Origin of the sequence: Pelagibius sp. (assembly GCF_028289705.1) — a bacterium.
In the GTDB taxonomy this organism is placed as follows: domain Bacteria; phylum Pseudomonadota; class Alphaproteobacteria; order Kiloniellales; family Kiloniellaceae; genus Pelagibius.
On record NZ_JANQOI010000017.1, the window covers coordinates 93,448 to 105,992 of the forward strand.

The 12,545-nt window shown below is 64.6% G+C and carries 13 protein-coding genes; all 13 read left to right on the forward strand.

The window, feature by feature from the left end; translation table 11 throughout:
* The first annotated feature begins 129 nt into the window (after positions 1 to 129).
* The 13 genes from Q0996_RS02035 (at position 130) to Q0996_RS02095 (ending at position 12,531) form a co-directional block, all read left to right on the forward strand.
* Positions 130 to 819, forward strand: coding sequence for a winged helix-turn-helix transcriptional regulator (locus Q0996_RS02035; protein WP_299615460.1), 690 nt, complete (start codon positions 130 to 132; stop codon positions 817 to 819).
* Positions 816 to 1,316, forward strand: a complete 501-nt coding sequence (locus Q0996_RS02040; RefSeq protein WP_299615462.1) for a transcription termination/antitermination protein NusG — start codon at positions 816 to 818, stop codon at positions 1,314 to 1,316. The genes Q0996_RS02035 and Q0996_RS02040 overlap by 4 nt, the downstream gene beginning before the upstream one ends.
* Before the next feature lie 188 nt (positions 1,317 to 1,504).
* Positions 1,505 to 2,545, forward strand: a complete 1,041-nt coding sequence (gene pseB / locus Q0996_RS02045) for a UDP-N-acetylglucosamine 4,6-dehydratase (inverting) (protein ID WP_299615464.1) — start codon at positions 1,505 to 1,507, stop codon at positions 2,543 to 2,545.
* Entirely contained in the window at positions 2,545 to 3,753 is a 1,209-nt protein-coding gene (pseC, locus tag Q0996_RS02050) for a UDP-4-amino-4,6-dideoxy-N-acetyl-beta-L-altrosamine transaminase (protein ID WP_299615466.1), read from the forward strand. Before pseB ends, pseC begins: the two co-directional genes overlap by 1 nt.
* Before the next feature lie 66 nt (positions 3,754 to 3,819).
* A complete protein-coding gene (gene pseF, locus Q0996_RS02055; RefSeq protein ID WP_299615468.1) occupies positions 3,820 to 4,524 on the forward strand; it encodes a pseudaminic acid cytidylyltransferase in 705 nt (234 codons plus the stop codon).
* Positions 4,525 to 4,621: 97 nt separating this feature from the next.
* A complete protein-coding gene (locus tag Q0996_RS02060) occupies positions 4,622 to 6,184 on the forward strand; it encodes a hypothetical protein (RefSeq protein WP_299615470.1) in 1,563 nt (520 codons plus the stop codon).
* 248 nt (positions 6,185 to 6,432) lie between these two features.
* The gene (locus tag Q0996_RS02065) at positions 6,433 to 7,509 is read left to right on the forward strand and encodes an N-acetylneuraminate synthase family protein (RefSeq protein WP_299615472.1); all 1,077 of its coding nucleotides are present in this window, start codon (positions 6,433 to 6,435) and stop codon (positions 7,507 to 7,509) included.
* Positions 7,509 to 8,123 (forward strand): imidazole glycerol phosphate synthase subunit HisH, encoded by a 615-nt coding sequence (gene hisH / locus Q0996_RS02070; RefSeq protein WP_299615474.1) that lies wholly within the window; start codon positions 7,509 to 7,511, stop codon positions 8,121 to 8,123. The genes Q0996_RS02065 and hisH overlap by 1 nt, the downstream gene beginning before the upstream one ends.
* Positions 8,124 to 8,137: 14 nt before the next feature.
* On the forward strand, positions 8,138 to 8,932 hold the full coding sequence (gene hisF, locus Q0996_RS02075) for an imidazole glycerol phosphate synthase subunit HisF (protein ID WP_299615476.1): 795 nt from the start codon (positions 8,138 to 8,140) through the stop codon (positions 8,930 to 8,932).
* Positions 8,933 to 8,955: 23 nt separating this feature from the next.
* Complete coding sequence (locus tag Q0996_RS02080; RefSeq protein ID WP_299615478.1) at positions 8,956 to 10,245, forward strand: N-acetyl sugar amidotransferase; 1,290 nt, start codon at positions 8,956 to 8,958, stop codon at positions 10,243 to 10,245.
* 65 nt (positions 10,246 to 10,310) lie between these two features.
* Positions 10,311 to 11,042: a GNAT family N-acetyltransferase gene (locus Q0996_RS02085; RefSeq protein WP_299615480.1), complete on the forward strand. Its 732-nt coding sequence runs from the start codon at positions 10,311 to 10,313 to the stop codon at positions 11,040 to 11,042.
* A gap of 144 nt (positions 11,043 to 11,186) precedes the next feature.
* Positions 11,187 to 11,813 carry a pseudaminic acid biosynthesis-associated methylase gene (locus Q0996_RS02090; RefSeq protein WP_299615482.1) on the forward strand — a complete coding sequence of 209 codons (627 nt, stop codon included), beginning with the start codon at positions 11,187 to 11,189 and terminating at the stop codon, positions 11,811 to 11,813.
* A 16-nt stretch (positions 11,814 to 11,829) separates the two neighbouring features.
* Positions 11,830 to 12,531 carry an acylneuraminate cytidylyltransferase family protein gene (locus tag Q0996_RS02095; protein ID WP_299615484.1) on the forward strand — a complete coding sequence of 234 codons (702 nt, stop codon included), beginning with the start codon at positions 11,830 to 11,832 and terminating at the stop codon, positions 12,529 to 12,531.
* The last annotated feature ends 14 nt before the right edge of the window (positions 12,532 to 12,545 follow it).

Genomic DNA, 12,545 nt, shown 5'->3' on the forward strand with positions numbered 1-12,545 from the left:
CCCTCTTGAGGGTTCAATTTCCTGTGTTTAACAATTTGAAAATAATACTTAATTCTCTACAGAGTTCAGGTGGTGAACACTTGACAGCAGCCATTTCAGAGGAGTAGAAGAAGCCTCTAAGGGAGCACCTTGAAGACTCACAGGGGTGCGCCGGAGCAGCGCTTGGCCTCGCAGAACGAACCAGCCGTCGAACAGGATCAGGAAGGCGATTCCACACGCCTGATCCTGCATGCGATCGAGTCGCGGGACCGGGTGACCCAGCGGGGCCTGGCCGCCGAGCTGGGCATCGCCCTGGGCCTGACCAACATCTATCTGAAGCGCTGCCTCAGCAAAGGCCTGATCAAGATGCGCAAGGCGCCGGCCCGGCGCTATGCCTATTACCTGACGTCGAAAGGCTTCACCGAAAAGGCGCGGCTGACCGCCAAGTTCCTGCGCCGCTCCCTCAGCTTCTTTCGCCTGGCCCGCCAGGACTGTGCCGAACTCTTCGATCAGTGCCGCAACAGGGGCATCGAGAAGGTCGCCTTCGTCGGCGCCGGGGATCTCTGCGAGATCGCATCGCTGGCCGCGCTCGACAGTGAGGTCGAGGTGGTCGCGGTGCTGGACGAGGTGACCAACCGCCAGAAGGTCGCGGGCATCCCTGTCGTGCGCCGCCTCGATCAGCTTCCCGCGGCGGAAATTCTGGTGATCACCGATACCAGGGACCCGCAGGCCTGCTTCGACCGTCTGGCCGAATGGCATCCGCCGGAGAAGATCCTGTTCCCGGGCTTTTTGCACCTCTCGCGGGGCCGCAACGGCGGCCGGGAGGGCAGGTCCCGATGACCGACTGGTATGTGGTGCAGACCCTGGCGCGGTCCGAGGACCGCGCGGAGATCAACCTGAAACGCCAGGGGTTTCAAAGCTATCTGCCGAAGCTCCGCCGGGAGCGGCGCCACGCCCGGCGGCGGGAGATCGTCGCCTCGCCGCTCTTTCCCGGCTACCTCTTCGTCGAGATCGACATATCCCGGCAACCTTGGCGCTGCATCAACGGCACCTTTGGCGTGAGCCATCTGGTTTGCCATGGCAGCAGACCGAGCCCGGTTCCGCTTGGCGTCGTCGAGAGCCTGAGGGCGCGCGAAGACGAGACGGGCTTTGTCACGCTGGAGCCTCGGCGCTTCGAGCGGGGCGAGGCGCTGCGGTTCGTCAGCGGCGCCATGCGGGACTGTTTCGGCCTTTTCGAAGGCATGGCCGCGCGCGAGCGGGTCATCGTGCTGCTCGACCTGCTCGGCCGCAAGGTGCGGGTCGAAGCGCCCCTGGACGCCGTCGCCGCGGCGACCTGACCGGCGCCCGCCCGCGGCGCCTTTGTTCTTCGGTCTTGGTGAAGTTTTCACCCGGACTGCGGTAGCAGTGGTCAAACCCGGTTTTCCCGGAAGGGACTTGCGAAGCACTTCCGGAACCGCCCGATAGACCGGAGCCGCCGCTCTGACCCGCCTACCGCTTTCATTCCAGCCTTCCATCAGAGAGACCCATGTCCCCGTCGACGACCACTGACTTTTCCTCGGACCAGGATTTCGACCTCAACGGCAAGTCCGTGCTGATCACCGGCGGCACCGGCTCCTTCGGCAAGCGCTTCGTGAAGACGGTCCTGGAGCGCTACCAGCCACGGCGCCTGATCATCTTCTCCCGCGATGAACTGAAGCAGTTCGAGATGGCGCTCACCTTCTCGCCGGAACGCTATGCCTGTCTGCGCTACTTCATCGGTGACGTACGCGACAGCGACCGTCTCGATATGGCCCTGCGGGAGGTCGACGTGGTGGTCCACGCCGCCGCGCTGAAACAGGTGCCGGCGGCCGAGTACAATCCCTTCGAGTGCATCCAGACCAACGTCATCGGGGCCGAGAACGTGGTCCGCGCCGCCTTGCGCAACGGCGCCGAGCGGGTCATCGCCCTTTCGACCGACAAGGCTGCCAACCCGGTCAACCTCTATGGCGCCAGCAAGCTGGCCTCGGACAAGATCTTCGTGGCGGCCAACAATCTGAGCGGAACCATCGGCACCTCCTTCTCGGTGGTGCGCTACGGCAACGTCATGGGCTCGCGAGGCAGCGTCGTCCCCTTCTTCCAGAAGCTGATCGACGAGGGGGCCGAGAGCCTGCCCATTACCGACGAGAACATGACCCGCTTCTGGATCACCCTGCAGCAGGGCGTGGACTTCGTGCTGTCCTGCTTCACGCTGATGCGCGGCGGTGAGATCTTCGTCCCCAAGATCCCGAGCATGCGCATCACCGACCTGGCGAAGTTCATGGCACCGGCGCTGCCGCATCGCGAGGTGGGCATCCGCCCCGGCGAGAAGATCCACGAGGTGCTGATCACCGAAGAGGACTCGCGCAACACCTTCGAGTTGGCCGACCGCTACATGATCATGCCGGAGTTCAAGAGCTACCTGCGCCCCAACCCCGAAGAGCTCGGCGCCTCGCCGGTCCAACCGGGGTTCAAGTTCGCCAGCAACAACAACGACGACTGGCTCGACGAGACCCGTCTGGCCACCATGATGCAAGAAGCCGCGGAGTGATGGGCGAACCGCCCCCTTTCCTGCCCTACGGGCGCCAACTCGTCGACGAGGACGACATCGCCGCGGTCACAGAAGTGCTGCGTGGCGACTGGCTGACGACAGGGCCGATGGTCGAACGCCTGGAAGAAGCGGTGCGCGGCTACATCGGCGCGGAGCATGCCATCGCCTGCGCCAATGGGACCGCGGCCCTGCACCTGGCGGCGATGGCACTCGGCCTGGGGCCCGGCGACAAGGTGATCGTGCCCGCCGTCACCTTCCTGGCCACCGCCAATGCGGCCACCTACGTGGGGGCCGAGGTGGTCTTTGCCGACTGCGATGCCACGGACGGCCTGATGGGGCCGGCGGAGCTCGAAGACGCGCTGGAGCGCGCCGGGCCCGGCGTCAAAGCGGTCTTCCCCGTCCACCTGGCCGGCCAGTGTTCCGATCTCGATGCCATCTACGCGATTGCGCGGCGCCACGGGCTTGCCGTCGTCGAGGACGCCGCCCATGCCATCGGCACACGGATCGCCGGGGCGGACGGCCGGGAACGCTTCATCGGCGATTGCCCGGAGGCCGGCCTCGCCACCTTCTCCTTTCACCCCGTCAAGACCATGACCATGGGCGAAGGCGGCATGGTCACGACCAATGACTCAAATCTCGCGGAGCGCGCCCGGCGCTTCCGCTCCCACGGCATGCGGCGCGAGCCCGAGGCCTTCGAGAACAGCGCCATGGCCTTCATGCAGGATGGCGGGGCCAATCCCTGGTACTACGAGATGGCGGAACCGGGCTTCAACTACCGCGCCACCGATTTTCAGTGCGCCCTGGGCCTCAGCCAGTTCAAAAAGCTGGAGCGCTTCGTCGCGCAGCGCCGGGCGCTGGCCGAGCACTACGACACTCTCCTGCGCGACCTCCAGCTTCCGGTCACGCCGATCCGCAGGAACCCGCTCTGCACGGCGGCCTGGCACCTCTATGCCGTGCTCATCGACTTCGACGAGATCGAGGTCGAGCGCGGCGCGGTGATGCAGCGGCTGCGGGAGCAGGGCATCGGCACGCAGGTGCACTACATCCCGGTCCACACGCAGCCCTTCTACCGCCGCAGGAACGGCGATCTTTCGTTGCCCGGGGCCGAGCGCTACTACGCCCAGACCCTCTCCCTGCCGCTCTTCGCCGGCATGGACGAGAGCGACGTCGACCGGGTCGCCACCGCTCTACAGACCAGCCTGCGCTGAGCGGCGGCAAGCGCCCCCGCGCATCCTTCGCCCGTCGCATCATTCGACAGAGACCCGAACCACGCGATGAAGCTCGCCATCATTCCCGCAAGGGCCGGCAGCAAGCGGATAAAGAACAAGAACATCGTCGACTTCTGCGGCCGGCCGATGATTTCCTACGCGCTCACCTGCGCGCAGGACTCCGGGCTGTTCGACAAGATCCACGTGTCCACCGACAGCCGGGAGATCGCGGATCTGGTGGAACGCCTCGGCTTTCCGGTCGACTTCCTGCGCAGTCCGGATCTGGCGGACGACCGGACCCATGTGACGCCGGTCATGCGCTGGGTCATCAGGCAATACCGCCAGGCGGGGACGGAAGTAGAGAGCGTCTGCCTTCTCTTTCCCTGTTCGCCACTGATCGAGCCCTCCGACCTGCAGGCCGCCCATGGAAGCTTCGAAGCCCAGAACGGCAGCGTGCCGGTGCTTGCTGTCGTTCCCTTCCCCTTCCCCATTCAGCGGGCCTTGTCCGAGCGGCCCGACGGCCTGCTCGCGCCGCACTTTCCCGAGTACTGGGCCGCGCGGTCGCAAGATCTGGTTCCGACCTTTCATGACACCGGGACCTTCGGCTTCTTCGGCACCGAACACCTGCTGCGTTGCGGCGAGACTTTCGGCGACCGCTTCATCCCGCACTTCCTGCCGCGCCACAAGGTGATCGACATCGATGAGCCGGAAGACCTGGAGCTGGCGGAAATCCTGTTCCGGGGCGCTCAGGCGCGTGCGCGCGCCGGATAGAACCGCAGCGGCAACTTAACGAAAAGTTACCGGATTCACTCTATGGCTAAGGGACAGATCGCAAGCTCATCGAGGGACGCAAAGCTAAGCCATAGGAATGCGGGTCTTTATTCTCTTCGCGCCGGAGTTCATCGACTGGGCGCTGGCAATCGCCCGAAGACTCAAGGAAGAGGACCCTTCCTGCCAACTCCTCGGTGTGGCAAGCGGCCCCCCCGAAATCTACGAGCGGGTCGCCGCGGCGCAGGACTTACAGGTCTCACCTCTCTGGCGCCTGGAAGATCTGGAACGCAGCTGGCTCGACCACGCGCTGGCGCCGGAGCGCCGCAACGCACTGGAAGCCAGGATCGGCGCCGACGTCCTCCATCGGCTGGTGGTCGCCGACCGCGATCTCGGCCGGGGCTTCATTTCGGGCGGTGTGACCGCCGAAACACCCCTTTCGCGGATTGCCCGCGACCCCCAGCGGCTCGATCGCTACGTCTTCGGCCTGCTGGACCATGTCGAGCGGGCACTGCAGGACAAGGCCGTCGATCTGGTGTTCTGCCACAGCGTTGCCGATGCCCCCTCGCTGGCCCTCGGCCTGATGAGCCAAAGCCTCGGCATTCCTTTCGCGCAGGTGCGACATACCCGCATCGGATCGCGGGTGCTGATCGACACCTCGCCCTTCGACGAACTGGCGCCGGTGCAGGATTGCTTCGAGCGCATCGTGTTGACCAACCGTTTTCCGGCGGACTCGAAGACCACCTCCCACCGCTATCTCAATGCGGCACGCGCGCTCGACTCGGTGCCCGACTATCTGGACTATCACAGACAGCGCATCGGCCGGCAGCTTGCATGGCCAAAACTTCTGTGGCGGCTGGCGGTCAGCCTGCGCGCGGAATTGCTCGCGGCAAACAGCCCCGGGCGTCAAGGCCTGAGGAACGCATCGCCCCTCCGCCAGTGCCTGCTGGATCTGAAGGCGGCGATCGAGACACGCCGGCTGCTGTCCTCCGAGACCTTCCTGCCTCTGGGCGAGCGTCCGGCCGGTTCCTTCGCTTTCTTTCCGCTCCATGTCGACCCGGAAGCGTCGACCATGGTTCAATCGCCGATGCATACCGACCAGCTTTCGCTGGTCGAAGCGGTCGCCAAGAGCCTGCCCACCGACATGCCGCTGTTGGTGAAGGAACACCTGCCGACCCTCGGGCGCCGGCCCAAGGGCTTCTACGAAAGGCTCAAAGCGCTCCCGAGAGTCCTGCTGGCCTCGCCCTTCGAAAGCGGTGCGGCGCTGGTGCGCGAGGCGGCCCTGACAACGGTGGTCAGCAGCACCGCCGGATGGGAAGCCATGCTCTTCGGCAAGCCGGTGGTGGTCATGGCCTATCCGCCCTACGCCATGGTCAACGACGGCTTCGTCCACTGTCCCGATGTGACCAAGCTGCCGGGCGCCATCAGACAGGCTCTCGCGGGCGAACCGGCGGACGAGCGGCGCCTGGTCGCCTATGTCGCCGCTGCCCTGGCCTGCTCCTTCGAGTGTCCGACCGAGGATCTCTGGGGGGAGCGGGCAGCCGAGGCCGCCGGCAGCCGCCCGCAGTTGCTGGAAAACCTCGTGGCACAGCTTCGCGACGTCGCGGGACGCGAGCCCGCCGGCCAGGACGATATCTGGGAGGCCTTGCGGGAGGCTCTCTGACCGGCGCAGAGCCGAGGTATTAGGGGCTGGGTATTCGGGGGCTTGGCCGGCCGCGGATTGCCGTTCCAAAGCAGATAGTTAACAATTCGTTCGTAACTGCCGGTCTAGTCTCAACCTCTTGAGTTGGTTGTTGGCGATCTGTGTGCCAACCGCTTCGCGCTAAAGGTTCACAGCTTGCCCCACGGTCGCCCGTTCCGGCGTCAGCAGTCAGATCTTCCGGAACGCCGACGTCTCGGAGGTTTTGCCTGATGGTTGGTTTCGGCAAACGCCAGGTCGGGGATGGACATCCCTGTTTCATCACCTTTGAAGCCGGGCCGACGCACAGCGGACTGGAATCCGCGATGGAACTCGCCTCGCTGGCTGCCGCCGCGAAGGCGGACGCCATCAAGTTCCAGATGATCGACCCGGACCGCCTTGTCTCGGACCGCGAGCAGACCATCAGCTTCAAGATCCTGGTGGACAAGGAGACGAACCGGACGGAGACCGTCGAGGAACGGCTCTACGACATTCTCTGCCGCCGCGCCCTGACCAAGGAACAGTGGCACAGACTGAAAAAACACTGCGACCGCCTGGGTCTCGCCTTTTTCGCCACCATCGGCTTCGAGGAGGAGATCGAGCTTCTGGAAGACCTGGGCTGCGATTCCATCAAGATCGCCTCGGCCGACGTCAACCACGTCCCGCTCATCCGCCGCGCCGCGCAATCGGGCATGTGTCTGCAGCTCGACACCGGCAACGCCACCATCGGCGAGATCGAAACCACCGTCGACGTGATCCGCGCCGAAGGCAACGAGAACATCATCATCCATCACTGCCCTTCGGGCTATCCGGCACACCTCGACGGGATCAATCTCCGGGTCATCTCCACCCTGAAGCAGATGTTCCCCTATCCCATTGCCTACTCCGATCACACACCCGGCTGGGAAATGGATCTGGCCGCGGTGGCGTTGGGCGCGAACCTGGTGGAGAAGACAATCAGCAAGGACCGCACCACGCCGGCCATCGAACACATGATGTCCATCGAGCCCCAGGAGATGGACAGCTTCATCAAGGTGATCCGGGATCTGGAAACCGCACTGGGGCGCACGCGGCGGGTCATGAGCGGCGTCGAAAGAAAGCGCCGCGCCGCCAACCGGCGCAGCATCCACCTCTGCCGTGACGTCAGGGCCGGCAAGACGCTGGCCCACGAGGATCTCGACTACCGCCGGCCCGGTTACGGCATTCCGCCCTCGGAAGCCGATTTCGTCGTCGGCCAGACCCTCTGCCGGGCCAAGCGCAAAGGCGAACGCCTGGACTGGACCGATCTCGCGGCTATGGAGCTGGTCTGATGCCGCCGCTGGGCGTCGTCGACTACGGGATGGGCAACCTCCGTTCCGTGCTGAACGCTTTCGAAGAAATCGGTCATGAGGCCGAACTGGTCACCGAGGCCGAAGCGGTCGCCGGCTACGACAGGATCGTCATCCCCGGCGTCGGGGCGTTTTCGCAGGCCATGGCCAACCTCAGCCGAAGCGCCCTGGACGAGGCCCTGGACCGCCATGTCGCCGCCGGCAAGCCGCTGCTGGGCATCTGTCTGGGCATGCAACTGATCTGCCGCGAGTCTGACGAGGATGGAACCCACCAGGGGTTCGGCTGGATCGACGCCCAGGTGCGGCACTTTCCGCCCGCCGAAGGGCTGAAGGTCCCGCACATGGGCTGGAACGCGATCGAGATCGCCCGGGAAAACCCGCTGCTGCGCGAGGTGAATTCCGGGGCGGACGTCTATTTCGTGCACAGCTACTACGTGGACTGCGCGTCGGCGGAGGACGCGGTCTGCACCACCGAGCACGGCGTCCGCTTCGCCTCGGTGATTGCGAAAGAAAACGTCTTCGGCATGCAGTTCCATCCGGAAAAAAGCCAGAACATCGGCATGCAGTTGCTACGCAACTTCGCGACGCTGCATTAGGACGGACCGGTCCGATGGTGAAGAAGAGGCTTGTGGCGGTGCTGATCCTGCGCGATGGGCAGGTGGTGCAGAGCATCAAGTTCAAGCACACCAACGTCATCCACGCCGACCCGGTCCACGCCATGGAGGCCTTCAACAAGTGGTCGGTGGACGAGATCGTGCTGTTGAACGTTTCCCGCGAGGAGGAGAGCCGCGCGGCCTTCGCCGAGGCCGTGGAACGGGTCTCCAAACACTGCTTCGTGCCGCTCGCCGTGGGTGGCTGGATCACCGAGGTGGACTACGCCCGCGAACTCTTGACCAAGGGCGCCGACAAGCTGGTCCTCAACACCGCCTTCGCCGACCACCCGGCCTTCGTCGAGGCCGCCTCGAAGCGCTTCGGCAAGCAGTGCATTGTCGCCTCCATCGACGTGAAGCGCGATGACGCCGGTGTCGCGCATGTGGCCGTCGACCGCGGCCGGCGCCTGCTGGAGGAAACGCCCGCGGCCTGGGCCCAACAGGTCCGGGCCCTGGGCGCCGGGGAAATCTTCTTCAACTCCGTCGATCACGACGGCGCGCGCAAGGGCTACGACCTTGAATCCGTGAAGGCGATTGTCGAGGCCGTCGACCTGCCGGTCATCGCCTTCGGCGGCGTCTTCACCTGGTCGCATCTGCTGGCCGGCATCAAGGCCGGCGCCGAGGCCGTCGCCGCGGCCAACATCTTTCACTACACCGAGCAGGCCACCCGCAAGGCCAAGACCTTCCTCGCCAACGCCGGTGTCCCCGTGCGCAGCGAGGGCCAGAGCCTCGCCCCGGTGCGCGCCGCCGGCTGACGAGAGCCAAAAGAACCCAGACCATGGACTACTGCGCCCGCTGCCTCTATCCGGCCAACGCCAAGCCGACCATCATCCTCGACGAGGAGGGTGTCTGCAGCGGCTGCCGCTATCACGAAAGCCGCGATGCCAGCGACGTCGACTGGGAGGAGCGCCGCGAGATCTTCGAGCAGATCCTCGACGAGGCCCGGACCATGGCGAAACAGCGGGGCAACCATCACGACTGCATCGTGCCGGTCAGCGGCGGCAAGGATTCCCACTTCCAGGTCTGGATCCTGAAGAAGAAGTACGGGATGAACCCGCTGCTGGTGACCTTCAACCACACCTACAACGCCCCGGCCGGGGTGCGGAACCTGGAAAACCTGGTGGAGAAGTCCGGCTGCGATCTGGAGCGCTTCACCGCCGGGCCAGATTCCGTGCGCCGCATCTCCCGCCACATGCTGGAGACCGTGGGCGACATCACCTGGCACTACCACGCCGGCATCCGCACCTACCCCTTCCAGGTGGCGGTGCAGCGGAACATTCCGCTGATCGTCTGGGGCGAGCACGGCTTTGCCGAGCTGACCGGCATCGTCACCCTGGAGGACTTCGTCGAGTTCACCAAGTGGACGCGCAAGGAACACGATATGCGCGGCTACGAACCGGAGGATCTGATCGGCAAGGGCGGTATCACCCACCACGACATCGCCCCCTACGTCTATCCCAGCGACGAGGAGATCGCCCGCGCCGACATCCGCGGCATCTACATGAGCAACTTCTTCTTCTGGAATGCCAAGGCCCAGGGCGAAAAGATGATCGCCGAGTGGGACTTCGCGCCGGTGACCTATGAGCGCGAGCGCACCTTCAACCTCTATGCCAAGATCGAAGACCACGCCAACGACGTCCACGACTACCTGAAGTATCTCAAGTTCGGCTACGGCCGGGCCACCGACGACGCCAGCATGGAGATCCGCCACGGGCGCATGACCCGTGAGGAGGGCATCGACATGGTGGCGCGCTACGACGCCAACGAGCCCATGACCCTGGAGGGCTATTGCGAGTTTCTGGGGATCAGCAAGCAGGGGTTTTACGATCTGGTGGCGCCGATGCGCGACCCGCAGATCTGGGAGAAGCCGAACGGGCACTGGACAGCCAAGGATTCCGTGATCCGCCAGCCCATCGGCGCGCGCGAGGAGCGCGCCCGGGTCAGCCAGTCGAACGACCGGACCCTGGCCCCGGAAAACCGCCATCTTTACTACAACCCTGCCCTGCCCCCTCTACCCAGGGGCAATCCACTGCTCGACGAACGCCCGCTGCGGTTTAAGACACTTTAACGGTTTCTAAACGCCAAACCCGTTAGATTCCAGGCTAAGTCGTTATAAATGCCTGGAATAACTGAATGACCAGCAAACAGGGCGAGTTCTTTCTTTCGGGGTTCGGCAGAACCTATGGGTCGCCCGGAGACAGCTTCATAACCGAGGGATGTCAGGCCGCATTGCTGCAGAGCACGGGGGGAGTTCTCGGACATGCCGGCACAGCGCTGGCGAAGAGCGGTCTGGATCTCGGTTACGGCGCCCGCTACGGGAAATCGCGCCGCTCCGGGCGCGCGCTGCCCGGCGCAAACCCGCTGCGCTTCATTCGCGCCTCCCTCGCGGAGCTGCCGAAGCGGTTGGCGGCGGACGGCGGGCCCATCTGCCTACGTATGGCCAGGGCGGACGACGAAGCGACCATTCTCGCCTGGCAGCGCCAGCCTTCGACACGCCGGTTTTCGAGGATCCCGAGGGTCCCGTCCATCGAGGAGCACCATCACTGGTTCAACTCCCGCATCCGCTCCGAAAGCAGCCTGCTGACGATCATCGAGCACGCCTCCGCGCCCGGCGGTCTGTTGCGCCTGGACCTGGTGGACAGCGAGCCCGCGGGCACGGCGTTCGAGATTTCCATTCTTGTCTCCGCGGAGCTGCGGCGCCTCGGGTTGGCCAAACAGGCTTTGGAGCTGGCCCGGGAGTGGATTCCCGATGCGGAGTTCATCGCCGAGGTGTTTCCGGAGAACCTGCCGTCCCAGAAGCTCTTCATCTCGGCCGGTTACCAGCGGCTGGAAAGCGGGCTGTTCCACCACCTGCCGACCGAATAGCGCCAGCCACTCTTTAAAGTAGTGATTTCTTTTAATTCTCTTTAAAAGCGTGCTGTCGCTGCCACGTAAGACAGCTTAACGTTTTGTCAAAGCTGAACCCTGTAGATTCCAAGCAAAGTCATCACAAATGCTTGGAATCATTGAATGGTCAGCAAGCAGGTCGAGTTCTGGCGTTCTGAGTTTGGCGAGGCCTATGCGCAGCGCAACAACAACCGCATCACCGGCGAGGGCCAGGCGGCGCTATTGCGCGACTGGGGCAAGATCCTTGCCCATGCCGCCTCGCCGCGCCCCGAAAGTGCGCTGGAGGTCGGCTGCAACATCGGGCGCAACCTGCTCGCGCTCAAGCACTTCGTCGCCACCCTGCACGGCATCGAACCCAATCGCTTTACCTGCAAGACCGCACAACAGAACGAGGCCCTGAAGGGCGCCATCATCCAAGAGGGTGAAGGCTCCTCCCTTCCCTATGCCGACAACTCCATTGACCTGGTCTTCACTTCAGGCGTTCTCATTCACATCGCGCCCGAGAACCTCGGTGCCGTCGTCGACGAGATCGTGCGTGTCGCGCGCCACTACGTGGTCTGCATCGAATACTTCGCCCATGAGCCGACGGAGGTCGAGTACCACGGTCAGGCCGGTTATCTCTTCAAGCGCGACTTCGGGCAGTTCTACCTGGAACGCCATCCCGGCCTGCGGGTTCTTGACTACGGGTTCCTCTGGCAGGTGTTGGATTCCGCCGACAATGCCAACTGGTGGCTCTTCGCGAAGGGCTGATCGCGGCGTGAGACCCATGGCGACCGGCGGACCGACTCTGGGGCTGATCCCTGCCAAGGGCTCTTCCTCGCGGCTGTCGCGGAAGAACATTCGCAATCTGGGCGACAAGCCGCTGCTGGCCTGGGCCGCCGAGGCGGCGCGTGAAAGCGGCGTGGTCGACCGCCTGATCCTCTCGACCGAAGACAGTGAGGTGGCGCGGATCGCCGAAAGCTACGGCATCGAGGTTCCCTTCCTGCGGCCGCGCGCGCTCGCCAGAGATCCGGCAGGGGTCTCCGATACCGCCCTGCATGCAATCGAGCAGCTCGAGGCCTTGGGGGAGCACTTCAGGACCCTGGTCATCCTGCCGCCGACCTGTCCGCTGCGCACGGCCGAGGACATCCGCGCGGCCTACCGCCTGTTTCTCGAGAAGGACCGCCCGTTTCTGATGAGCGTCTCCGAGTTCAGCCATACGCCGCTGGCGGCGATGCAGCAGGCGGACGACGGCACCCTCGACCCCTATATGCCGCAGTACTTCGGCCGGCAGTCGCAGGACCTGCCGCCGGCTTACCGCCCAAACGGCGCGATCCACGTGCTCGACGTGGAAGCTTTCAAACGGGAGCGCTCCTACCTCGCCGAGCCGCTGGTCGGCTATGTCATGCCGCGCGAACGTAGCATCGACATCGACACGGAAGAGGACCTCCGTGCCGCGGAGTTGCGGCTCGCCGACAGCTTTACCTAGGGATTGTTCCTCAA